A 23568-nucleotide genomic window follows, 5' to 3' on the forward strand; every position below is an offset into this window, starting at 1 on the left:
GGATCAGAGGCCGGCCTTGAGGCTGGCCTCGATAAACATGTCCAGATCGCCGTCCAGCACACGGTCGCAGTTGGAGGTCTGGACATTGGTGCGCAGATCCTTGATGCGACTGTCGTCGAGCACGTAGGAGCGGATCTGGCTGCCCCAGCCGATATCGGCCTTGGAGTCTTCCAGCTTCTGCGCCGCCTCGCTGCGCTTGAGCATTTCCAGCTCGTACAGTTTGGAGCGCAGCTGCTTCATACAGAAGTCCTTGTTCTGATGCTGCGAACGCTGGCTCTGGCACTGCACCACGGTATTGGTCGGTACGTGGGTGATACGCACCGCCGACTCGGTCCGGTTGACGTGCTGACCGCCGGCGCCGGAGGCGCGGTAAACGTCGATACGCAGGTCCGCCGGGTTGATCTCGATCTCGACGTTATCGTCGATTTCGGGCGACACGAAGACCGACGCGAAGGAGGTGTGACGACGACCACCGGAGTCGAACGGCGACTTGCGCACCAGGCGGTGCACGCCGGTTTCCGTGCGCAGCCAGCCGAAGGCGTAGTCGCCCTCGAAACGGATGGTCGCACTCTTGATGCCGGCGACTTCACCCTCGGAGACTTCCACCAGCTCGGTCTTGAAACCCTTGTCCTCGCCCCAGCGCAGATACATGCGCAGCATCATGTTGGCCCAGTCCTGCGCCTCGGTACCGCCGGAACCGGCCTGAATGTCGAGAAAGGCGTTGTTGGGATCGGCTTCGCCGGCGAACATGCGGCGGAACTCCAGCTTCTCGAGCCGGCCGGTCAGTCCTTCGACTTCCTTTTCGACCTCGGCGACGGTATCGGCATCGTCTTCCTCGACCGCCATGTCGAGCAGTTCGCGCGCGTCGGCCGCTCCGCTCTCCAGCGCCTCCAGCGTGCTGACCACCTCTTCGAGCTGGGCGCGCTCGCGACCCAGTTTCTGGGCATTGTCCGGATCGTCCCAGACGGAGGGGGATTCGAGTTCGCGTTCGACCTCTTCCAGACGCTCTTTCTTGCCGTCATAATCGAGGTACACGCGCAGGGTACCGGCGCGCTCGCCGATGTCCTTGAGGGCGTTGATGATCGGGTTGATTTCCATCGCTGGCGTCGGGCCTCGCAAATTAGAAAAAGGGCGGTATTTTAACCGATCCGCCCGTGGCTTTAAATAATAGCTTGGGTAGTGAACAGCATGAGTGCAGGGATGCAGCGCCACGATAACCATCTGCCGGCCTCCACCGCCGCTGCAGCCTCCCGACACCGATGAGCGTGCTGCTGCGCCTGATCCTGCCATTCGCCTTCGGCTACATGCTGTCGTACCTGTTTCGCGTGGTCGGTGCCGTGGTATCGCCGGCGCTGGTCGACGAACTGGGCCTGAGCGCCGCCACCCTGGGTCTGATCTCGAGCAGCTACTTCCTCGCCTTTGCCGCCTGCCAGCTGCCGCTTGGCGTACTGCTGGACCGCATTGAAGCCCGCAAGCTGAACGCGATACTGCTGCTCATCGCCGGGGCCGGCAGCCTCGTCTTTGCCTTTGCCGGGACGGCATCGGAGCTGCTGCTCGGTCGCGTGCTGATCGGCGTCGGGGTCTCTGCCTGCCTGATGGGCGCCTTCAAGGCCTACGTGATCTGGCTCGAGCCCGCGCGCCTGCCGCTGGTCAACGGCATCCAGCTCGCTTCCGGCGGTTTAGGCGCCCTGCTGGCAACCAAGCCGGTGGAACTGGCCCTCGGCGTCACCGACTGGCGCGGACTGTTCATGGCAACGGCCGTTCTCTGTGCGCTGGCCGCGCTGCTGCAGTGGTTCATGGTCCCGCGGCGCGCTGTCGAGCCCCATCCAGGGACGCCGGAGCACCCGCTACGCACCGTTTTCACCATCGTTCGCGACCCTCGCTTCTATCGGGTGGCGCCCGCCAGCCTGTTGCAAAGTTCCACCTTTATATCGGTGCAGTCGCTCTGGGCCGGCGACTGGCTGCGGCAGGTGATGCAACTGTCCCCGTCCGCCGCGGCGGACATGCTGTTCGTCTGTGCCTGCGGCGTCACTTCCGGCTTTCTGCTGATGGGCATGATCGCCGACCGGCTGCAGCACCTGGGCATTCCTCCCAGAGCCCTGAGCCTGGCCGGAATCCTGGCCTTCGTCGCGCTGCTGGTGCTGCTGCAGTTCGACAGCGGCACCCCGAGCCCGTTGCTCTGGGCCATGCTGGGCTTCTTCAGCACCTCGGGCTCGCTGATGTTCGCCAGCCTCGCGCAGCAGTTCCCCCGTCACCAGAGCGGCCGCGTCAGCACCAGCCTGAACCTCGGCATTTTCGTGTCCGCATTCCTGATACAGTGGGGACTGGGTGGTATCGTCGAGCTGTGGCCTCCTGACAGCACCGGCCGCTACCCGGCCGAGGCTTACCGGGTGGCCTTCGCGCTGGCGGCCCTGATTCCCGCCAGCGGTCTCGCCTGGTACGGCCTGAGTGCGCTGCGTACTCAGCTAAGACCGAAGGCGTCCAGCACCTGAGGCACCCAGATCGCGATCCGGCCGTCGGTTTCAGCGCGCTGGCTGTCTTCATCCAGCGCCAGGCCAACGAAATGACGGCGATCCGCCGTCAGCGCCCGGGATGACTCGAAGTCGTACCCGTCCACCGGCCAGTAACCCACAGGCTCGGCGCCGGCGTCACGCAGCTTGTCGTGCAGCATTCCCATCGCATCCAGATACCACTCCCCGTAACCGATCTGATCGCCCAGGCCGAACAGCGCAAAGCGCCCGCTCAGCTGCAGGTCGTCGAGCTCGGGCCAGACTTCGAGCCAGTCTTCCTGCTGCTCACCGAAATCCCAGGTGGGTATGCCGACGATCAGGCAGTCATAGCCCGTCATTGCGGCGGGACCGCTGTCGATGATGTCGTGCAGGTCGACAAGGTCGGATCCGATGACGCGGGCGATGCGTTCGGCCACATCGGCGGTATTGCCGGTGGTCGATCCGAAGAAAAGGCCAATAGGGGCGGTCATAGTGCTCGGAATCGAAAAACAGGGGAAAAACGAGGCCGGAGCGGACGGCTCCGGCACCAGTATTGAGGCGGGCGATTACTTCTTGTTGAAGGCGTCGAACTGATCCTGGGTAATCTTCTCGATGGCTGCCCTGGCCTCCTGCAGCGCTTTCATGTTCTGCTCGCCGGCCTGCCGCAGGGTTTCCTCGAGCTCCTTGGCGTACGCTTTCTGCAGTTCCATCAGGTCGCTCGGGCTGTTGCATTTCTGCAGTTCGCGGGTTTGCTGAATCGTCGCTTCGACGCAGGACTTGGTGCACTCCATCTGCTGCCGGGTCAATTCCTCGAGCATTTTGGTCTGGATGTTGACCAGATCCTTGAAAGGCTCCATGGAATCGCCGAACTGCTTGGAGAACTGTTTGGAAAACTCTTGAAACATGACGCTCACCCTCTGCGATAAGTCCCTATAATACAGCACTCTAATCGAGTTTGGGCAAGGTCGCCGTGCCCAATCGCTGACCAGTATCAATGCTTACGGAGCTGCGATTATGCGTATTCTGCACACCATGCTGCGGGTCTCGGACCTGCAGAAGTCGATTTCCTTCTACACCGACCTGTTGGGGATGCGCCTGTTGCGCCGCAAGGACTACCCGGAAGGCCGCTTCACCCTGGCGTTCCTCGGATACGGCGAGGAATCGGAAGACGCCGTGCTGGAGCTGACCCACAACTGGGACACCTCCAGCTACGATCTCGGCAACGGCTATGGCCATATCGCCATCGAGGTCGACGATGTCTATCAGGCCTGCGACACCATCAAGACCAAGGGTGGCCAGGTCGTCCGGGAAGCCGGCCCGATGAAGGGCGGCACCACCGTACTGGCCTTCGTCAAGGACCCGGACGGCTACATGATCGAGCTGCTCGACAAGACCCGCAACGACTGACACCAGGCGATCTGACGGAGCCCCCCTTTCACCGGGGTTCGCTCCGTTGCGTTTTCTCACCCTGGCCACACCGCTATAATGGGCGCCGAACCGAACTCAGACGAGCCCACACAAAGGCGCAAGGGAGCATCCGATCCGATGAGCAAGAAAGTACTGCTGGCGACTGCCGGCCTGCTGATGAGCCTGCATACAGCCCCGCTGCTGGCCGCCGATCTCGGCAAGGCAACCCGGGCTTTCGAAGGCAAGGACTACAAGGCTGCGCTCGATGAACTGGAGTCCCTGAGCCGTGAGGGCAATCCCGACGCCCTGAACATGCTCGGCCAGATGTACGAGAATGGCTGGGGGGTTTCCGAGGATAAAGCGCGGGCGATGGAGCTCTACAAGCGCGGCGCCAACCAGGGACACCTCGAGAGCGTGAACAACCTGCGCCGGATGAAAAACGTCGAGTACCGCAAGGAACTCGAGACGGTCGAGCCCCGCGCCAGCGAGGGAGACGCCCGCGCCCAGAATCGTCTGGGTGAAATGTACGAATTCGGCTATGGCGTCGATCGCAACCCGCTGGAGGCCTACAACTGGTATCGCCGGGCCGCCGATCAGGGACTGGTGAGCGCGATGCACAACATCGGCCGCTGCTACAATTTCGGCACCGGCGTCGAGCAGGACTACAGTGAAGCCGAGCGCTGGTATCGCCGCGCCGCGGAGCAGGGACATATGGACGCGATGTTCTTTCTCGGCACCCTGTATTCCAACCACCACGGCAGCGACAACAGCGCCGACGCCGATGTCATCGCCTACGCCTGGATGCACAACTCGGCGCAGCTCGGCAACCCCACCGCCGCCGCGATCGAAAAGCGTTTGCTGATGAAGCTGGACCCGGAGAAAACGACAGCCGCCGAAGCGCTGGCAGCCGACTATCTCGCCAAGTACGTCACACCCTTTAAATAACAGACCACAGCAAACAGTTAACAGACGACAGCGCAAACCGCACTCCGCGACCTGTCGGCTGTTAACTGTTACCTGTCAACTTATAACCGTTCACTCATCACCATGCATATACCTTTCCCCGACAGCCCGCGGGTGCTGCGCCCGGCCAGCCTGGCCCGGCGCCTGCTGGCGATGATCTACGACACCCTCCTGGTAGTCGCCCTCTGGATGGTACTGGGCGCTGTTGCCGTTGGCCTGAACGGCGGCGAAGCGGTCACCGGGCCGCAGTGGAAAACGCTGCTGTTCGTCGCAACCTATCTGTTTTTCGCCTATTTCTGGACGCGCTCGGGACAGACCCTCGGCATGCTGGCCTGGAACCTTCGGGTGCAAAGCACCGCCGGTGGCCATATCAGCTGGACCCAGAGCCTGATCCGCTTTATCGTCGCCGGCCCCTCGCTGGCCCTGGCCGGCCTCGGCTACTGGTGGATGCTGCTCGGCGACGAGAAGCTCACCTGGGGCGACCGGGCTTCCGGCACCCGCATCGTGCAGCTGGAAAAGAAAAAGAAGGCGTAGAGCCCGCTGCGCGGGCTCCTGCGAGAATCCAAGACTTCTGTTCGTAGGAGCCCACTCTGTGGGCGAACCGGTCTGGCACCAAAGATCATTCGCCGGCGGAGCGGGCTCCTGCGAATCCCGGCACTTGCCACCTGTCGTGGGAGCCGCGCAGCCAAACTTAAGGGCGCTTCCCCGCGGCGAAGCTTTTATTCACCGCAGCAGATTCGCGGCGAGGCGCCGCTCCTGCAATGTCACTTCGCCCGCTTGAGCATCCAGCCGCCAACCAGAAAGCAGACCACAATCGGCAGCAGCACCGCCAGCAGTGGCGTGAAACCGTACACGCTGCTGGCCGGCCCCAGCATGTCCTGGGCGAACTTGAACACCAGGCCGACCATGATGCCGACGATCAGCCGCTGGCCGACCGTGACGCTGCGCAGCGGCCCGAAAATGAAGGAAATGCCGATCAGCACCAGCGCCAGTATCCCCAGCGGCTGCAGCAGCTTCTTCCAGAACGCCAGCTGATAGCTGACGTTGTCGAGCCCCTGCTCTGCCAGATACTGCGAGAAGGCCCGCAGACCGCTGATCGAAAGGTCCACCGGCTCAACCACCACCACCGACAGCAGCGTTGGCGTCAATCCGGAATGCCAGACTTCGCTCTGCCGATGCACGACCTCGGTCCGGTCACCGTGAAACAGCGTTTCGCTGATCTCCGAGAGCTGCCAGGCGCCGTCGCGGAATTTCCCCTCGCGGGCGTAGCTGGCCGATTGCAGGTCGCGTGCGCCATCCACACGATAGCGGGTAACGCCGAATACCCGGCCGTCCGGTTGCACGGCATTGATATGAATGAAGGTATCGCCCTCGCGGTGCCAGACACCGTGGCGCGATTTCAGCGCCTCGCCACCGGACTGCACCAGCGCGCGACGGCTCTGGGCGACCTGCTCGGTCTGGGGTACCACGAACTCGCCCAGCAGCAGCGCGCCGATCACCAGCACCAGAACCGGTTTCATGACGCCGCCGACGATACGGCGGGTGGACACCCCGGCGGCCCGCATCACCGTCAGCTCGCTGTGGGAGGCCAGCATGCCGAGCCCCACCAGGCATCCCACCAGACAGCTCAGCGGCAGGAACTCGTAAAGGCGGCGCGGCGTGGTCATGGCGAGATAAATCACCACTTCGAAGAGGTCGTAGCGCTCGTTGACCGAGTCCAGCTCGTCGATCAGCGAGAACAGCAGGTCCAGGCCGACCACGATCAGCATCACCACCAGGATGGCGCCCAGCACATGCTTGCCGATGTAGATATCCAGCTTGTTCATCATCCCGTCCTTTTCCGGCCCGGCAGCGACGGCAGACGTGCAAACAGCCGCTCCCAGAAATGCTCGGCAAATACCAGATTGGCCGCCAGCAGCAGGAAGGCGCCGTGCACCAGCCAGATCAGCGCGACCGGGGCCTGGGCATCCTCGACCCGGGTACGCGCCGCCCCAAGCAGCGTCAGGTACGCCAGGTAAAGCAGAATCGAGGGAATCAGCTTGGCGAAGCGCCCCTGGCGGGGGTTGGTACGGCTCATCGGCACCGCGATCAGCGCCACCACCAGCGCCAGCACCGGCAGCGACAGCCGCCAGTGCAACTGCGCCTTGGCCTCGGGGCGGGCATCGGACAGCAGCCTGAGGGTACTGTAGGACTCCGGGTTGTCGTCGTCGCGGGTTTCGCTCGAGGCCGGCAGGCGCACGCCGTATTCGCCGTAGTCGATGCGCCGGTAGTCGGCCTGACCGGGAATGCCCTCGTAGCGCACGCCGTTGCGCAGCACCAGGTAACGGTTGCGGTTGTCGCTGTCGTAGCGATAGCCCTGCTCCGCCAGCACCACGACCGGCCGGCCGTTGCCGGTGCTGTCGGAAATGAACAGGTTTTCCAGGCTGCCCTGGCTGTTCCCCTGGCCCTCGGTGTAGGACACCCTGTTTCCGCCAGGCAGCGGCTGGAAGCGCCCCGGCAGAAGGGTGTCGAACTCACTCACGCCCTGCTGGCTTTCGTAAGCCCGGTCGATCATCCGGGCACCCAGCGGCGACACCCAGGTACTCAGCAAACCCACCAGTACCGCTACCAGCAGCGCAGGCCCCAGTGCGTAGAGCACCAGGCGTCGCTGGCTGAAACCGCAGGCTCGCAGCACCACCATCTCGCTCTCGAGATAGAGCCGGCCGAACGAAAGCAGAATGCCGAGAAACAGCCCCAGCGGCAGGATCAGTTCGAGAAATCCCGGCAGCCTGAACAGCAGCATCTGCGCTAAAAGGTCCGGATCCAGTTTGCCGGCGGCGGCATTGCCGAGGTATTTGATAAAGCGCCCGCTGACGATGATCATCAGCAGAATGCCGCTGACGGCGGCCGTGCTGATCAGTACCTCGCGGGTCAGGTATCGGAAAACGATCAAGTCGCACTACCCTGTCGAATTGGCGTCCATGAAAACGTCCCGCGCAGCGAAAGCGTCGTGCCCTCGGGCATTCACCTCGACCGGGACTTATTCAGAGGCTCTGGAATAGTTTATAGTGCATGGCACTCGGGATGCGGCATTATCGCCGAAAGTGGAATTAAAGTCTTGCCTGGAGCCATCATGGATTTTGAAATAGTAAGCGGCGCCATAGAGGCGCTCGAAACGGAACTGCTCATCGTCGGTGTCGAGGCCGATGGCAACCTGACACCCGCGGCGCGCACGCTCGACAGCGCCAGCAACGGCTACCTGTCCGACATCCTCGGCGGTGGCGACATCCAGGGCAAGGTCGCCGAAAGCCTGATGCTGCACCGGGTTCCCAACATCAAGGCCCGACGCGTGCTGCTGCTGGGACTCGGCAAGGCCGACGAGCGCCACGACCGCAATTACCGCAAGCTGATCAAGACCGCCTTCGCCGCCATCAAGAGCATTCGGGCCGGCAGCGCGCTGTTCGCACTGGACGTGCCCTGCATCGCCGATGACGACCTCTACCGCCAGACCCGCATGCTGGTCGAATGGGGCACCGCCGAGCTCTATCAGTACGACGAAACCAAAAGCAAGAAGGCCGATCCGCTGCAGCTGGCCCACGTCCATATCCTGCTGCCCGAAGACGATGTCGAGACCGGCGAGCATGCCCTGGTCGACGGCGTTGCCATCGCCAACGGCGTATCGGTGGCGCGCGACGTCGGCAACCTGCCGGGCAATATCTGCACCCCGACCTACCTGGCGCAGCAGGCCATTCGCCTGGGCGACGAATACGACGCCATCAGCACCCAGGTACTCGACGAAAGCGAGATGGAAAAGCTCGGCATGCACTCGCTGCTCTGCGTCGGCAACGGCTCCGACCAGCCGTCGAAACTGATCGTCATGCAGTACAACGGCAGCGAAGCGACCGACGAACAGCCATTCGTGCTGGTCGGCAAGGGCATTACCTTCGACACCGGCGGCATCAGCCTCAAGCCGGGCGCCGGCATGGACGAAATGAAGTTCGACATGTGCGGCGCCGCCAGCGTGCTCGGCACACTCAACGCGGTGGCCGAAATGGCGCTGCCGATCAACGTCGTCGGTATCATCGCCGCGGCGGAGAACATGCCCAGCGGGCGCGCCACCAAGCCGGGGGATATCGTCACCACCATGTCCGGCCAGACGGTCGAGGTTCTCAACACCGACGCCGAAGGCCGTCTGGTGCTGTGCGACGCCCTAACCTACGCCGAACGCTTCAACCCCAAATCCGTGGTCGACATCGCTACCCTGACCGGCGCCTGTATCGTCGCACTGGGCAACCACGCCTCCGGCCTGCTCGCCAACGACGACAGTCTGGCCGGCGAACTGCTGGAAGCCGGCGAGTTCGCCGCCGATCGCGCCTGGCGTCTGCCGCTCTGGGACGAGTACCAGGAACAGCTGGACTCCAACTTCGCCGATATCGCCAATATCGGCGGACCGCCCGCCGGCACCATCACCGCCGCCTGCTTCCTGTCGCGCTTCACCAAGAAGTACCCCTGGGCGCATCTGGACATTGCCGGCGTCGCCTGGAACAGCAAGGGCAAGGACAAGGGCGCTTCCGGCCGCTGCGTGCCGCTGCTGAGCCAGTACCTGCTGGACCAGGTGGAAGAGAGCGAACACGACCATTGAGTCGGGCGGACTTCTATATACTGGCGGCTCCCGACGAGGACAGTCGCCAGCACTTCCTCTGCCGGCTGAGCGAGAAGATTCTCGCCATGGGCCTGAAGGTATTCGTGCGGGTGCCGGACGAAACCGGCGCCGCCCGTCTCGACGAGCGGCTCTGGTCCTGGCGCCCGGACAGCTTCGTGCCCCACGCCCTGATGGGCCAGACACCCGAGGCTCCCATCACCATCGGCTGGGGCGACGCCCTGCCGGAACATCGTGAGGTGTTCGTCAATCTCGGTCTTAACCTCCCCGCCGAAGCGCTCGATTTCCAGCGCATCGTCGAGATCGTGGTGCAGCAGCAGGACCTGCTCGACGCCAGCCGCCACAACTGGCGACTGTGCCAGCAGCACGGCCTGGAAATGCACCGCACCGATATGCGGGGGTAACCCGTAGGAGTGGCGCACCCAAACTTACGGACACTTCCCCGCCGCGAAGATTGCCGGCACCTTGGCTATTCGCGGCGAGGCGCCGCTCCCACGTCCTGCCCAGCACCTTCGCGGGCAGGATGGGTGGAGGTGCGCTCAGCCCCAGGTTTCGGCCCCTGCCGCGTTTGGCGCGCACCGTAACCCGTCAATGGATTTTACGGTGCCGGCACTTGAGCCCGTGCCAACCGCAACCAATACGCCTGCGGCGCCTGTGATGGGTTACGCCGCCATAGACACTATGCCACACGGCACGAATCTGCCAATGGCGGCTCCACCCATCCTACATTCCTACGATCGATTTGACGGGTTTCGCGATGCCCAACACACACTGAAACCGGTGAATATACCGCCGGCGCATCGCTACACCCATCCCCCAACCTGCCCCAGATCAACACCGAGCACGCCGTTCCCTGCTTTTATGGTTCCTATACTGAGAGGCTCGTAGAGCACCTTGAGCGTGCAAACGCCATGAAGGGCGGGACCATGGGTATTGCAGCAGCCAATATCGGCGAAACTTGCTAATTCCGGTGCAGTTCGCTGACGAAGGCTCCTGCAACGCCAGGCTTCCCGCCATCCATGGCGGTTGCTTCGCTCAGTACAGCCTACATCACCGAACAGGGAGCGTAACGCCGAGATGAACAAAAGCCTGCTGCTGATTCCGGCCGCACTGCTTGTTGCCGCGGGCATTTACTGGCTGCAACGGGAGGAACCTGTGCCGGTGACGCTCACCGAGGTCGGCCGCGGGCCGGTCGAGCTGATCGCCGCCAACAGCCGCGCCGGTTCGATCCGCGCCTGCCGGCGTTCGCGGCTGTCGATGCCCCAGGGTGGACGCGTCGAGCAGCTGCTGGTCGAGGAAGGCGATCGCGTCAAGGCCGGGCAGGTGCTGCTCGAACTCTGGAGCGACGACCGCAAAGTGCGCGTGGAGCAGGCCGAGGCGACGCTGCGGGGGCGTCAGATCGAGCAGAACCGGGCCTGCGACAACGCCGAGCTTGCCCAGCGGGATTTCCACCGTACCGAATCGCTGGCGGCGCGCCGACTGGCATCGGACGAGCAGCTGGACCAGCGCCGCACCGAAGCCCGGCTCGCGGCGCTGAGCTGCGATGAAGCCAGCGCCCAGAGCGACCAGGCGGCCGCGGCGCTGAAACTGGAACGGGTGCTGCTCGACGATACGCGTCTGCGCGCCCCTTTCGCCGGCATCGTGGCGGAGATCAACGGCGAGCGCGGCGAATTCGTCACACCCTCCCCGCCGGGCATACCGACGCCACCGGCGGTCGACCTGATCGATGACAGCTGCCTCTACGTACGCGCGCCAATCGACGAAATCGAGGCCGCCCGGCTCAAGGTCGGCCAGCCGGCGCGCATCACGCTCGACGCCTTTCGCGGCCGCGTCTTCGAGGGGCGGCTCAACCGCATCGCCCCCTTCGTGTCCGAAGTCGAAAAGCAGGCCCGCACCGTCGACGTCGATGTCCTGTTCACGCCCGTGCCCACGGACGCAAGCCTGCTGGTCGGCTACAGCGCCGATATCGAGGTGGTGCTGGAACGCCGCGATCAGGTGCCCCGCATTCCCACCGAAACTCTGCTCGAGGGCGAGCGCGTGCTGCGATACGATCCGGACAGCGGCACCCTGATCGACACGCCGGTGTCCACGGGGCTGGCCAACTGGACCTGGACCGAGGTCAGCGGCGGTATCGATCCCGGCACACCGATTCTGCGCTCGCTCGACCGTGAAGGCGCCAGTGCGGGAGCCCGGGTGATGCCGGAATGATCCGGCTCGAGTCGGTCTGCCGCACCTACCGGCTCGGTGATCAGCCGGTGAAGGCGCTCGATCATGTTGACCTCGCGGTCGACGCCGGCGCCTATGTTTCGGTGATGGGTCCCTCGGGCTCCGGCAAGTCGACGCTGCTCAACGTCATCGGCCTGCTGGACACCCCCGACAGCGGCCACTACCAACTGAACGGGCGCGAGACGACGACGCTCGATGAGGAGGCCCGGGCCGCCGAGCGAAATCGCCATGTCGGTTTCGTGTTCCAGGCCTATCACCTGATCGACCGTCTCAGTGCCCGCGAGAATATCGAGCTGCCGCTGGTGCTGGCCGGCATGGCGCCGGCGGAGCGCGCCCCGCTGGTCGACGACATGATCGGTCGCCTCGATCTGGCCGACCGCGCCGACCATCTGCCGCGCCAGCTCTCGGGCGGGCAGCGCCAGCGCGTCGCCATTGCCCGGGCGGTGATTCGCAAACCTGCGCTGCTGCTGGCCGACGAACCGACCGGCAATCTCGACAGCCATTCAGGCACCGAGGTAATCCGGCTGCTGGAAGAACTCAACGCACAGGGCATCACGCTGCTGATCGTTACCCACGACCCCAACATCGGCCGGCGCGCCGGCCGGCGCCTGCGCATGGAAGACGGCTGCATAACCGCAGACGACTGCAGCCCGGAGCCCGGCGATGCGCCTGCCTGACCTGCTGCAGTTCAACCTGCGGCTGTTGCTGCGGCAGCGCTTTCGCCGCGCCATGAGTCTGTTGGCCATAAAGGCCGGTGGGCGTCGCCTTCGCACCTTGAAGTACTGCGGAGGTGTCCGTGCGCATCTCTGACCTGCTGCAGTTCAACCTGCGGCTGTTGCTGCGGCAGCGCTTTCGCAGCGCCATGAGTCTTTTGGCGATGGCAGTGGGCGTCGCCGCGGTCCTGCTGCTGACCGGGCTTGGCGAAGGCGCGCGGCAGTTCGTGCTCAGCGAGTTCTCGCTGCTCGGCAGCGACGTGCTGATCATGCTGCCCGGGCGCAAGGAAACGACCGGCGGCATGCCGCCGCTCACCGGGGAAGGCACCAGGGACATCACCCTGGAGGACGTCGAGTCGCTGCGCCGGCTGCCATCGGTGCGCCAGGTCGCGCCGCTGATCGTCGGCAACGCCCAGACCCACAGCGGCGGTCGCAGCCGAGAACTGCTGACCCTGGGCACCAGTGCCGAATTCTTCGCCATACGCCGGCTGGGCGTGCTGCAGGGACAGCCGTTGCCGGCGATACCGCTGCAACGCGCGGAACCCGTCTGCGTGCTCGGCACCGATGCCCGCCACGAACTGTTCGGCTCAGGGCCGGTCCTGGGGGAGTGGCTGCGCATCGGCGACCGCCGGTTCCGGGTGATCGGCGTACTCGATGACCGCGGCGAATCCATGGGCATGAAAATGAACGATGCGATCCTGATACCGGTGGCCTCGGCGCAGCAGGTGTTCGATGTCGAGGGCATGTTCCGGGTCTTCGTGCGGGTCGGGACCGGGACGCCGACGGAGCACACCCGGGAGGCGATACTGGCGCTGATGCAGGAGCGCCATGGCGGTGAGCGCGACGTTACGCTGATCACCCAGGACGCGCTGCTTGGAGCCTTCGACGACATTCTGAAGCTGCTGACGCTCGGCGTCGGCGCCATCGCCGCGATCAGCCTGCTGGTCGCCGGCATCCTGATCATGAACATCACCCTGATCAGCGTCAGCCAGCGCACCCGCGAAATCGGCCTGCTCAAGGCCCTGGGTGCCAGCGCCGCCACGGTCAGACGGCTGTTCATCAGCGAGGCGCTGCAGCTGGCGTTGCTGGGATCACTGCTCGGGGCCGTCACCGGCTACGGGCTGCTGGCGCTCGGGCACTGGCTCTGGCCGGTTCTGCCGTTCGTGGTCTCGTTCTGGGCGCTGGTCGCCGCCCTGATCATTGCCACAGGCACCGCGCTGCTGTTTGCCTGGGTACCTGCCTCGCGTGCCGCAGGCCTTCCCCCGGTGCTGGCGCTGCAGGGGCAGCTTCACTGATGCGCCTGTCAGACGCCACCCGACTGGTCGCCCGGGCGCTGCTGACCTCACGGCTGCGTACCTTTCTCACGGTGCTCGGCATCGCCATCGGCATCGCTGCGGTGAGCCTGCTGACCACCATTGGCACCGGCCTGCAGCTCTACGTACTGGAAAATTTTTCCCAGTTCGGCAGCCGGATCGTCGCCATCAATCCGGGCAAGGTTCAGACCGGCGGTATCGGCGGATTGCTGTCGAGTACCCGGCCGCTGTCGCTGGCCGACGCCGAAAGCCTGAGACCCCTGCCGTTCGTCGAGAAGGTGGTCCCGGTGATTCAGGGAGCTGGCGCCATCGAGTTTGGCCGGCGGGTCCGGCACACCGATATCATCGGCGGCAATGGCGAGATGGCCGCGGCCTGGCGTTTCGCGGTGGCCCAGGGGCGTTTCCTGCCGGTGGTCAGCGGCAACTCCCAGCCGTTCGCGGTACTCGGCGCCAAGGTCAGGCGCGAGCTGTTCGGCGAAACCCCTGCGCTCGGCCAGTTCATACGAGTCGGCGGCGAACGCTACCGTGTTATCGGAGTCATGGCGCCGAAGGGGCAGATGCTGGGCTTTGACCTCGACGACATCGTCTATATCCCCATCGACCGGGCGCTGGCGCTGTTCAACCGCGCCGGACTGATGGAAATCGACGTCACCTACCGTGCCGGTATCGAGGCGCAAGCCATGGCCGGGCGTATTCGCCAGCGGTTGCTGCAGCGACATGGTGTCGAGGACTTTACCATCACCACCCAGGACGAAATGCTGTCGACGCTGGACCGCATCCTCGGCCTGCTGACCGTCGCCATCGGCGCCATCGGTGGCATATCGCTGCTGGTCGGCGCTATCGGTATCGTCACCATCATGGTGACGACGGTTCAGGAGCGCACCGCGGAAATCGGACTGCTGCGCGCGCTGGGCGCCACCCAGCGCCAGATTCTGCTGCTGTTCCTTGGCGAAGCACTGCTGCTGGCGATAGCCGGCGGGCTGTTCGGACTGCTGCTGATGGGGCTGATGCTCGGCGTACTGGCACTGGCGATCCCGGCCCTGCCGATCAGCCTCAGCCCCTTCTATCTGCTGCTGTCGCTGCTGCTCGCCGCCATCGTCGGCCTGCTGGCAGGCGTCTCGCCGGCCTGGCGCGCCGCAGGACTCGACCCGGTGACGGCGCTGCAGCAGGAGTGACCGGATCAGTAGCGGTACTGCCAGGCGACACCGACGATATCCTGCGACATCGTCAGATCGGTCTCGCCACCGCCAAAGGCAGCCGCGATCGAGTTCTTGCCCTTCCGGGTTTCTTCCAGCGCGCGGGTGTAGGAGACGGTGAGGGTCTGCTGCGGCCTGAACTGCCAGCTTGCCCCCAGGCTTGCATGATCCTGGATCACGCCCGGCGCGAGGATATTGAGAAATGTCTGGCTTGCCGGAATCGGCTGCTCGGCGTGGCTGACACCCGCCCTCAGGGTCAGGCGGGGGCTGACCTGGAAGATCACCCCGAGCTTGTAAACGTCGATATCGTCCCAGCCAAAGCCCGCGCCCTGATCTGCGCCCAGAGGAGCCGCCATGGACAGCGGGTTGCCCACCGATCGCACTTCGCTGTACTCGATGCGCTCCCAGTCACCGGCCAGCGTCCACCGCGGGTCGAGCTTCCAGGCAAAACCCAGCCCGTAGCTTTCCGGTACATCGAAGCCGCCCTGCTCGGCAAAGAGGCCGCTGTAACGATCGAACTCGTCGGTATGGATACGGGACGACCAGCTGGCGCCGAGGCTCAGGGAGTCCGTCACCCTGCCCTGCCAGCCCAGCTTCAGACCCCAACCCCTGCTGCTGTCGTCGCCGTTGTTGCTGACCGCATCCGGCTGACTGCTCATGCCGGCGAAACTCTGAATGCCTTCGGCGCTGAAGCGCTGGTAGACGTAGGTCACGCCAAGCCCCAGGCTGTGGCGCTCGTTCAGTTTGTAGGCCAGGGAACCGGTCAGAAACACCTGCGACAGGTCGACACCGCCACGGCCGCTGGAACCAAAAGCGGCAAAAGGCGTTCGTTTATAGGAGGTGTTCATGCCGCCGTTGCCGTAGACCGCCAGACCATAGGCGAGACGATCGTTGTGCATGCGGGCGAACCCCGCTTCCGGCATCCAGAAATCGCGCTCGGCATTGCCATCGTAATGACCATCGAGGCCAAAGCCGTTGCCGCCGATCGCCGCGTCGCGCTCGGGCTTGAACCAGGTCAGACCCATATCGTACTGGCTGCCCAGGGCGATCAGGGACGCGGGGTTGCTGGCCGCCTTGACGCTGTCGTGTGCCAGCGCGAAGCTGACGCCCGCCATACCCTGTGCCTTCACGCTGCTGCCATGCATAAAGTAACCATTGGTGGCCTGAGCGGTCAGCGGCAGTGCTGCCAGCGCGAGCGTCAGCGTTGTGCGGGTTTTGGGCATCATCTTGAAAGTTACTCATTGAATACGGGTTCAGGACGCGCATATTAGAACATCTAAATATTTTAATTAACGAACCAATAGTAATTAAGTTATAACTAATATAGAGTTTCGACATTCCCGGAAAACCGGTTTTTTGCCTGTATCCAGAGGTTCAGAAGACGCATGACCATCGTCAACTTCACGCCGGTGCCCGCTCTGATCGGCGGCGCCCTGATCGGCCTTGCGGCCGCTTTCCTGTTACTTGCCAAGGGACGTATTGCCGGCATTTCGGGGATTGCGGGAGGCGTCATCTATCCCGAGCAGCGCGGCGATATCGGCTGGCGGGTACTGTTCATTGCGGGCCTGGTGCTCGGCGGCTTCATCTACCAGTGGCTTGGACTCGGCGCCGGCGTCGAGCAGATTCAGGCCCAGGTGGGCAAACCCATGCTGATCCTGGCCGGTCTGCTGGTCGGTATCGGCACCCAGGTCGGCACCGGCTGCACCAGCGGACACGGCATCTGCGGGCTGGCGCGACGCAGCCCCCGCTCACTGGTCGCCACCCTGTGTTTCATGGGCAGCGCCATTGTCACCGTCTACATCGTTCGTCATCTGCTTGGAGCCAGCCTGTGAGCGCCTTTATCCGTCTGTTCCCGGCCCTCTTCGCCGGTATTCTGTTCGGCTTCGGCCTCTCGGTCGCCCAGATGATCGACCCCGCCAAGGTGCTGAACTTTCTCGATCTGACCGGCACCTGGGACCCGTCGCTGGCGCTGGTCATGGCCGGCGGCCTAGCGGTGAACGCTCTGGTGACGCCGTTTATCCTCAAGCGCGACAAACCGCTGTTTGCCGAGTTTTTCCGCCTGCCCGGCAAACTGCAGATCGATGCGCGCATTATCGTCGGTGGCATCATCTTCGGCGCCGGCTGGGGAATCGCGGGTTACTGCCCTGGTCCTCTCATCACCTCGCTGAGCTTTGCCAACAGCGATATCCTCGTCACCTTCGCCGCCTTCGTGGTGGGAACCTTCGCCGCCCGCTGGGTGCTGGCGCACCGGGGTTAGAACGGAATCGCCGCGGATCCTGCAACCCGCGGGTTTTTATCTAAGAGCTCGCTCCGCGAGCGATCCACTGCGGTGCCGGACCGGTTCGCCCACGGATCGTGCAGCCTCCGGCTTGTGCAGGAGCTCGCTCTGCGGGCGATCAAACTCGATGCCGCCGCCATTCGCCCACGGAGTGGGCTCCTACTTCATGTGCGCGCGTGTCTCGTCGATCAGATACTTGAGCCACTTGAGGTAAGGCGTGCCGCCGGTGCCGTGGGGATCGTTGCTGCGCCTTGCGATGTACTTGATGGCCCAGTGATAGTGGACCTCGCGAAAGGCCGCCATGCCCTCGAGCACCCGGTTCCAGACCTCGGGCTCGGCCAGCGGTTTGACGTCGGGCAGCGTCTCGGCGTACTCGACCCAGCGCCGGTGCGACTCGGGCATGTACTGACGCATGTCGATAAGGTGGCGGGTCAGCTTGTTGGGCTGATGGGGAATTTTCATAAAGCCGATCAGCGTCGGCATGATCGAGCTCTGGGCGCCGGTTTCCCCGCGGTGGTCCTGTCGCGGCAGGTCGACGCCTTCGTACTCGACGTCATGGAACATGCCGATGTAGGGACGGAAGCGGCTGAAATAGAGCTCGTCCGACATTTTCTCGGGAATGCGCTTCAGCACCACCAGCAACCGGTCCAGCGTTTCGGCGATCTGGCTCAGCGCCGCGTTGACCCGGGCCTCGTCGGCGAAGCCATCGCTCTCCTCCAGCGCAATGATGGCATCGAGAATATTTGCGGCGATCGCCTCGATCTCGACGTGAACCAGGATGAACCAGTGCTCGTCGTAGAGATGCACGAAGTTCTGCAGGGTATCGATATTGCCGAGCGCCACGGGCAGGTCGCGGTCGAAGCGTTTCCAGTTGTAGAGGGCGTAGCCATCGTAGCTGAGGATCGGCGGACGGTGCAGCAGATGGCAGATACGTGCCAGGGGTCTGGCGATATTGGCCGGTAGCAGATGGCAGGCTGGCTGGCCGATCTGGTTGATGTAACCGGACGCCAGAAAAGCCAGCCTCAGATAGTAGAGCCGGGCCTGACCCAGCAGACGGTTCGGGACGGTTTCGTAGGGCCAGTCCGGAATCTGCCGGCCGGCAAGATAGGCCCTGCAGTCGGCCTCGAGCAGCAGGCTCGGCAGTTCCGCCCCGAGTTCGTCGAGCATCGCGAAGGACGCACCGACGCGCAGCTCGGTTTCCGGATCCTCGCAGGGCAGAAAGCCACGGGTACGCAGACACTCGGTCATCGCTCACCTCCCCTTCCTTATCTGAAGTACTGCAAGTCTAGACAGTAAATTGCTCCTGCATTGACTGCATTCGATACGTCCCTGTACCTCGCAGAAAAAAGGTTCGTCGCGCCGAAGCGGGAAAGCTATCAAATGTAGGATGGGTGGAGCCGCGGTCTGTACTCACTTTCCACCTGGCAGGAAGCTGCGGGCGGCGTAACCCATCGCAGTCCCCGCAGGCACCGCAGGCACCGCGGTCGCGGTTGGCGCAGATCGTATTATGCAAGCCGTCATTCGGAGCGGTGCGGCCCTCGGCCTCATCGCCTTCCGGACAAACGCACTGCCCTACCGGGCGTGCAGGTCAACCTGTATAATCTGCCAATTCGTTCAGATTCAGTGCGCCTGTGCACAGGTAGCGGCCAAGCCGGCCCCCTGTCCAGAGGTGCCCGGAAACCCCAGAGACACCGACCCTAATGGACAAGACTTACCAGCCGCACGAAATCGAAAAATCCTGGTACAAGACCTGGGAAGAGCGCGACTACTTCGCGCCCTCGGGTCAGGGCGATGCCTACAGCATCATGATTCCGCCGCCCAACGTCACCGGCAGCCTGCACATGGGCCACGCCTTCCAGCACACCATCATGGACGCGCTGATCCGCTATCGCCGCATGCAGGGCCGCAATACCCTGTGGCAGGTCGGCACCGACCACGCCGGTATTGCCACCCAGATGGTCGTCGAGCGCAAGCTGGCCGCCGAAACCGGCGAGAGCCGCTACGACCTCGGTCGCGACGCCTTCATCGAGAAAGTCTGGGAGTGGAAGGAGCAGTCCGGCGGCACCATCACCCAGCAGATGCGCCGTCTCGGCAACTCGGTGGACTGGGACACCGAACGCTTCACCATGGATTCCGGCTTCTACCACGCGGTGCAGGAAGTCTTTATCCGTCTGCATGACGAGGGCCTGATCTACCGCGGCAAGCGCCTGGTCAACTGGGATCCGAAGCTGCACACCGCGATCTCCGACCTCGAGGTCGAGAACCGCGAGGTCAAGGGCAAGATGTGGTATCTGCGCTATCCGCTGGCGGACGGCGTCAGAACCCGCGACGGTCTGGATCATATCATCGTCGGCACCACCCGCCCGGAAACCATGCTGGGCGATACCGGCGTGGCGGTGAACCCGGAAGACGAGCGCTACCAGGACCTGATCGGCAAGTTCGTGGAGCTGCCACTGGTCGGCCGCCGCATTCCGATCGTCGCCGACGAATACGCCAACATGGAAAAGGGCACCGGCTGCGTCAAGATCACCCCGGCCCACGACTTCAACGACAACGAAGTCGGCAAGCGCCAGAACCTGCCGATGATCAACGTCCTGACGCTGAACGCTGATATCCGCGAACAGGCCCAGGTATTCAACGCCGACGGCAGCGTCAACGATGAACTCGACCCGACACTGCCGGAAAAATACCGCGGCATGGAACGCTTCGCCGCGCGCAGGCAGATCATCGCCGACTTCGAGGCACTGGGCCTGCTGGAGAAAATCGAGGAAAACGCCATGACGGTGCCCTACGGCGACCGTGGCGGCGTGGTCATCGAGCCGATGCTCACCGACCAGTGGTTCTGCGACGCCAAGACCCTGGCCAAGCCCGCGGTAGAGGCGGTGGAGAACGGCGACATCAAGTTCGTGCCCAAGCAGTACGAAAACATGTACTTCGCCTGGATGCGCGATATTCAGGACTGGTGCATCTCCCGTCAGCTGTGGTGGGGTCACCGCATCCCGGCCTGGTACGACAACGACGGCAACGTCTATGTCGCGGCGTCGGCGGAAGCCGCGCGCGAGAAGTACGGTCTGGACCTCGAGCTCGAACTGCGCCAGGACGACGACGTCCTCGACACCTGGTTCAGCTCCGCGCTCTGGACCTTCGGCACCCTGGGCTGGCCCGAGAACACCGAGCGTCTGAAGACCTTCCACCCGACCGATACCCTGGTCACCGGCTTCGACATCATCTTCTTCTGGGTCGCGCGCATGATCATGATGACCATGCACTTCATGAAGGACGAAGACGGCAAGCCGCAGGTGCCCTTCAAGACCGTCTACGTCACCGGCCTGATCCGCGACGAGAGCGGCGACAAGATGTCGAAGTCCAAGGGCAACGTGCTCGACCCGCTGGACATGATCGACGGCATCAGCCTGCCGGACCTGCTGGAGAAGCGCTGCGGCAACATGATGCAGCCGCAGCTGGCCGAGAAGATCGGCAAGCGTACCGAGAAGCAGTTCCCGGAGGGCATTTCCGCCCACGGCACCGATGCCCTGCGCTACACCCTGGCGGCGCTGGCCACCACCGGCCGCGACATCAACTGGGACATGAAGCGCCTGGAAGGCTACCGCAACTTCTGCAACAAGATCTGGAACGCCGCCCGCTACGTGCTGATGAACACCGAGGGCGAGGACTGCGGCCAGCTCTCCACCGAAAAAGACGGTGGTGACGTGGAACTGTCGCTGGCGGATCGCTGGATCATCAGCGCGCTGCAGCGCACCGAGGCGACCGTCACCAAACACCTCGACGAGTACCGTTTCGATCTGGCGGCGCACAGCCTCTACGACTTCATCTGGAACCAGTACTGCGACTGGTACCTCGAGCTGTCCAAGCCCGTGCTGTGGGACGAAAACGCCAGCGCCGAAGCCAAGCGCGGCACCCGTCGCACCCTGGTGCGCGTGCTCGAGGCTGTCCTGCGCCTGACCCACCCGCTGATGCCGTTCATCACCGAGGAGATCTGGCAGCAGGTCAAGGGCCTGGCCGGCATCGAGGGCGACACCCTGATGCTCGCGCCCTACCCGGTCGCCGACGAGAGCAGGATCGATGCCCAGGCGGAAGCGGATATCGAGTGGCTCAAGGGCGTGATCAACGGCGTGCGCAATATCCGCGGCGAGATGAAGATTCCGCCGTCGCAGGATCTCGACCTGCTGTTCGCCAACGGCGGCGCCGACGACAAGCGCTGCCTGGATCAGAACGCCGCCTTCCTGAAGAAGCTGGCCAAGCTGAGCTCCATCACCTGGCTCAACCCGGGTGACGAGGCGCCGATGGCGGCAACCCAGCTGGTCGGGGAGATGGAAGTGCTGGTGCCGATGGCCGGCCTGATCGACAAGGACGCCGAACTCGCGCGACTGCAGAAGGAACTCGACCGCCTGCAGGGCGAGATCAAGCGCGTCGAGGGCAAGCTGTCGAACGAGAAGTTCGTCGCCAACGCCCCCGAAGCCGTGGTCGCCAAGGAGCGCGAAAAGATCGCCGACGCCCAGTCCGCCCACGCCAAACTGACCGAGCAGTACGCCAAGATCGAAGCGCTGTAAGCGGTATCAACCGTAGGATGGGTCAAGCGATGCATTGGCACGGGGGTTCGGCTACCTCGTCAACCGGGCATCGCGGACCCATCATATCGATCGCCGTACAGATCGATTGATCCCGGTCACCGCGGGTGTTGGCTCCGGTGTCATTGACTCCTGCCCTGCCGGTCGTAGCGACGCAGTAGCGGATCCAACAGCAATCACCGCTGGAAGCAGTTCCTTGCGAAAAAGCCCGCATTCCGAAAGGAGTGCGGGCTTTTTTGTGGGCTTTTCGTAGGTTGGGTGAAGTGGCGCAGCCACGTAACCCAACAGCGCTTGGTGCCGCCCGACTCCCATCGATCTGCAATGCGATCGATATGATGGGTTTCGCGATATGGCGTTCGGATTGGTTGGGTGAAGTGGCGCAGCCACGTAACCCAACAACCTTTCGTTCCGCCCGACGCCAATCGATCTGCAATGCGATCGATATGATGGGTTTCGCGATGCCCGCAAATTGGGGTGACGTTAAAATCCCTGCGGATGCATCGCTCTACCCATCCTACGCCCCGAAGCCGAAGTTCTCGGTGACGTAATCGATATCCTTGTCGCCGCGGCCGGAGAGGTTGATCAGAATGGTCTCTCCTGGGTTGTCGCGACCGTACTGCATCGCCCAGGCGACGGCATGGGCGCTCTCCAGCGCCGGAATGATGCCTTCCGTGCGCGACAGCTTGTAGAAGGCGTCCAGGGTATCGTCGTCGCTGACGGCGTGATAGTTCACCTTGCCCTCTGTCTTGAGGAAGGAGTGCTCGGGTCCCACACCCGGGTAATCGAGTCCGGATGCAATGGAGTGCACCGGCGCCGGATTGCCCTCGTCATCGCTCAGCAGCAGGCACTTGAAGCCATGGATCATGCCCGGCTTGCCGAAGGTCATGGTGGCCGAGTGCTCGCCGAGCTTGGTGCCCTTGCCCAGCGGCTCGACGCCGTTCAGGCCCACACCCTCATCGTCCAGGAAGGCGCTGAACAGGCCCATGGCGTTGGAGCCGCCACCGATGCAGGCACCGACCTGGTCCGGCAGCTCGCCGACCATTTCCAGGAACTGCTCCCTGGCCTCGAAGCCCACCACCGACTGGAAATCGCGCACCATCAGCGGGAAGGGGTGCGGCCCGACCACCGAGCCGATGGCGAACAGCGCCGTGTCGGCCTGGCCAAGGTAGGACTGGAACGCCGAGTCGACCGCTTCCTTGAGGCTGCGACCACCGAACCCGACCGGCACCACCTCGGCGCCAAGCAGCTTCATGCGGGTGACGTTGGGCGACTCCTTGGCGATATCGATTTCGCCCATGTGGATCTCGCACTCCATGCCGAAATAGGCCGCGGCGGTCGCCAGCGCGACGCCATGCTGGCCGGCGCCGGTTTCGGCGATCAGCCTGGTCTTGCCCATGTGCTTGGCCAGCAGCGCCTCGGCCATGCAGTGGTTCAGCTTGTGGGCACCGGAATGGTTCAGATCTTCGCGCTTGAGGTAGATGTGGGCACCAACCTCGCGACTCAGGTTGTGGGCGTAGTAGACAGGTGTCGGTCGCCCCTGGTAGTGCTTGCGGATATAACGCAGCTCGTTGAGGAAATCCGCGGAGCGGCCGAGGGCGAGATAGGCCCGGTTGATCTCGGCGAACTGCGGCTCCAGCTCCGGCGGCAGAAAGGCTCCGCCGAACTCACCGAAGTAGCCTTCCCGGTTGGGGTGATTCTTGAGGTAACCCATGCACGACATCCTTCTTATGTGATACGCAAACAGCCGATAGCCAC

22 protein-coding genes are annotated in these 23568 nt (G+C 63.8%); 14 read left to right on the forward strand and 8 right to left on the reverse strand.

Annotated features, from left to right (window positions below; all coding sequences use genetic code 11):
• Window positions 1–3: 3 nt before the first annotated feature.
• Window positions 4–1098, reverse strand: a complete 1095-nt coding sequence (prfB, locus tag IEX85_RS18145; RefSeq protein WP_188862039.1) for a peptide chain release factor 2 — start codon at window positions 1096–1098, stop codon at window positions 4–6.
• A 161-nt stretch (window positions 1099–1259) separates the two neighbouring features.
• Here prfB and IEX85_RS18150 point away from each other — a divergent pair, with 161 nt between their 5' ends.
• On the forward strand, window positions 1260–2492 hold the full coding sequence (locus tag IEX85_RS18150) for an MFS transporter (protein WP_188862040.1): 1233 nt from the start codon (window positions 1260–1262) through the stop codon (window positions 2490–2492).
• On the opposite strand, the gene fldB is transcribed toward IEX85_RS18150, so the two are convergent.
• Together fldB and IEX85_RS18160 are read right to left on the reverse strand one after the other, a co-directional pair.
• A complete protein-coding gene (gene fldB / locus IEX85_RS18155; RefSeq protein WP_188862041.1) occupies window positions 2462–2980 on the reverse strand; it encodes a flavodoxin FldB in 519 nt (172 codons plus the stop codon). The two genes, IEX85_RS18150 and fldB, sit on opposite strands and share 31 nt — an antisense overlap.
• Before the next feature lie 75 nt (window positions 2981–3055).
• A complete protein-coding gene (locus IEX85_RS18160) occupies window positions 3056–3394 on the reverse strand; it encodes a phasin family protein (protein ID WP_188862042.1) in 339 nt (112 codons plus the stop codon).
• 109 nt (window positions 3395–3503) lie between these two features.
• Here IEX85_RS18160 and gloA point away from each other — a divergent pair, with 109 nt between their 5' ends.
• The 3 genes from gloA (at window position 3504) to IEX85_RS18175 (ending at window position 5393) form a co-directional block, all read left to right on the forward strand.
• Window positions 3504–3896: a lactoylglutathione lyase gene (gloA, locus tag IEX85_RS18165; protein WP_188862043.1), complete on the forward strand. Its 393-nt coding sequence runs from the start codon at window positions 3504–3506 to the stop codon at window positions 3894–3896.
• Window positions 3897–4034: 138 nt separating this feature from the next.
• Window positions 4035–4841 carry a tetratricopeptide repeat protein gene (locus IEX85_RS18170; RefSeq protein WP_188862044.1) on the forward strand — a complete coding sequence of 269 codons (807 nt, stop codon included), beginning with the start codon at window positions 4035–4037 and terminating at the stop codon, window positions 4839–4841.
• 102 nt (window positions 4842–4943) lie between these two features.
• A complete protein-coding gene (locus IEX85_RS18175) occupies window positions 4944–5393 on the forward strand; it encodes an RDD family protein (RefSeq protein WP_188862045.1) in 450 nt (149 codons plus the stop codon).
• A gap of 230 nt (window positions 5394–5623) precedes the next feature.
• On the opposite strand, the gene lptG is transcribed toward IEX85_RS18175, so the two are convergent.
• Window positions 5624–6688, reverse strand: coding sequence for an LPS export ABC transporter permease LptG (gene lptG, locus IEX85_RS18180; RefSeq protein ID WP_308425661.1), 1065 nt, complete (start codon window positions 6686–6688; stop codon window positions 5624–5626).
• Complete coding sequence (gene lptF, locus IEX85_RS18185; RefSeq protein WP_188862046.1) at window positions 6685–7791, reverse strand: LPS export ABC transporter permease LptF; 1107 nt, start codon at window positions 7789–7791, stop codon at window positions 6685–6687. Before lptF ends, lptG begins: the two co-directional genes overlap by 4 nt.
• A gap of 180 nt (window positions 7792–7971) precedes the next feature.
• Between lptF and IEX85_RS18190 the strand changes: the two genes are divergently transcribed.
• The 7 genes from IEX85_RS18190 (at window position 7972) to IEX85_RS18220 (ending at window position 14925) form a co-directional block, all read left to right on the forward strand.
• Window positions 7972–9480, forward strand: a complete 1509-nt coding sequence (locus IEX85_RS18190) for a leucyl aminopeptidase (RefSeq protein ID WP_188862047.1) — start codon at window positions 7972–7974, stop codon at window positions 9478–9480.
• Window positions 9477–9902, forward strand: a complete 426-nt coding sequence (locus tag IEX85_RS18195) for a DNA polymerase III subunit chi (protein ID WP_188862048.1) — start codon at window positions 9477–9479, stop codon at window positions 9900–9902. Before IEX85_RS18190 ends, IEX85_RS18195 begins: the two co-directional genes overlap by 4 nt.
• Before the next feature lie 673 nt (window positions 9903–10575).
• Entirely contained in the window at window positions 10576–11706 is a 1131-nt protein-coding gene (locus IEX85_RS18200) for an efflux RND transporter periplasmic adaptor subunit (protein WP_188862049.1), read from the forward strand.
• Window positions 11703–12401, forward strand: coding sequence for an ABC transporter ATP-binding protein (locus IEX85_RS18205; RefSeq protein ID WP_188862050.1), 699 nt, complete (start codon window positions 11703–11705; stop codon window positions 12399–12401). Before IEX85_RS18200 ends, IEX85_RS18205 begins: the two co-directional genes overlap by 4 nt.
• Complete coding sequence (locus tag IEX85_RS18210; protein WP_188862051.1) at window positions 12388–12534, forward strand: hypothetical protein; 147 nt, start codon at window positions 12388–12390, stop codon at window positions 12532–12534. Before IEX85_RS18205 ends, IEX85_RS18210 begins: the two co-directional genes overlap by 14 nt.
• Complete coding sequence (locus tag IEX85_RS18215; protein WP_188862052.1) at window positions 12521–13732, forward strand: ABC transporter permease; 1212 nt, start codon at window positions 12521–12523, stop codon at window positions 13730–13732. The genes IEX85_RS18210 and IEX85_RS18215 overlap by 14 nt, the downstream gene beginning before the upstream one ends.
• Window positions 13732–14925 carry an ABC transporter permease gene (locus IEX85_RS18220; RefSeq protein WP_188862053.1) on the forward strand — a complete coding sequence of 398 codons (1194 nt, stop codon included), beginning with the start codon at window positions 13732–13734 and terminating at the stop codon, window positions 14923–14925. The genes IEX85_RS18215 and IEX85_RS18220 overlap by 1 nt, the downstream gene beginning before the upstream one ends.
• A 5-nt stretch (window positions 14926–14930) precedes the next feature.
• Here IEX85_RS18220 and IEX85_RS18225 read toward each other — a convergent pair whose 3' ends face one another.
• Entirely contained in the window at window positions 14931–16172 is a 1242-nt protein-coding gene (locus tag IEX85_RS18225) for an OmpP1/FadL family transporter (protein ID WP_188862054.1), read from the reverse strand.
• A 159-nt stretch (window positions 16173–16331) separates the two neighbouring features.
• Between IEX85_RS18225 and IEX85_RS18230 the strand changes: the two genes are divergently transcribed.
• Both IEX85_RS18230 and IEX85_RS18235 read left to right on the forward strand, forming a co-directional pair.
• Window positions 16332–16778 carry a YeeE/YedE family protein gene (locus tag IEX85_RS18230; RefSeq protein ID WP_188862055.1) on the forward strand — a complete coding sequence of 149 codons (447 nt, stop codon included), beginning with the start codon at window positions 16332–16334 and terminating at the stop codon, window positions 16776–16778.
• Window positions 16775–17203, forward strand: a complete 429-nt coding sequence (locus IEX85_RS18235) for a DUF6691 family protein (protein WP_188862056.1) — start codon at window positions 16775–16777, stop codon at window positions 17201–17203. Before IEX85_RS18230 ends, IEX85_RS18235 begins: the two co-directional genes overlap by 4 nt.
• A 180-nt stretch (window positions 17204–17383) precedes the next feature.
• Here IEX85_RS18235 and IEX85_RS18240 read toward each other — a convergent pair whose 3' ends face one another.
• On the reverse strand, window positions 17384–18472 hold the full coding sequence (locus IEX85_RS18240; protein ID WP_188862057.1) for a PrnB family protein: 1089 nt from the start codon (window positions 18470–18472) through the stop codon (window positions 17384–17386).
• A 452-nt stretch (window positions 18473–18924) separates the two neighbouring features.
• Here IEX85_RS18240 and IEX85_RS18245 point away from each other — a divergent pair, with 452 nt between their 5' ends.
• On the forward strand, window positions 18925–21795 hold the full coding sequence (locus tag IEX85_RS18245) for a valine--tRNA ligase (RefSeq protein ID WP_188862058.1): 2871 nt from the start codon (window positions 18925–18927) through the stop codon (window positions 21793–21795).
• 532 nt (window positions 21796–22327) lie between these two features.
• Here the strand turns inward: IEX85_RS18245 and trpB are convergent.
• Window positions 22328–23524, reverse strand: a complete 1197-nt coding sequence (gene trpB, locus IEX85_RS18250; protein WP_188862059.1) for a tryptophan synthase subunit beta — start codon at window positions 23522–23524, stop codon at window positions 22328–22330.
• Window positions 23525–23568 lie beyond the last annotated feature (44 nt).

Origin of the sequence: Marinobacterium nitratireducens, from assembly GCF_014645375.1 — a bacterium.
GTDB lineage: Bacteria > Pseudomonadota > Gammaproteobacteria > Pseudomonadales > Balneatricaceae > Marinobacterium_A > Marinobacterium_A nitratireducens.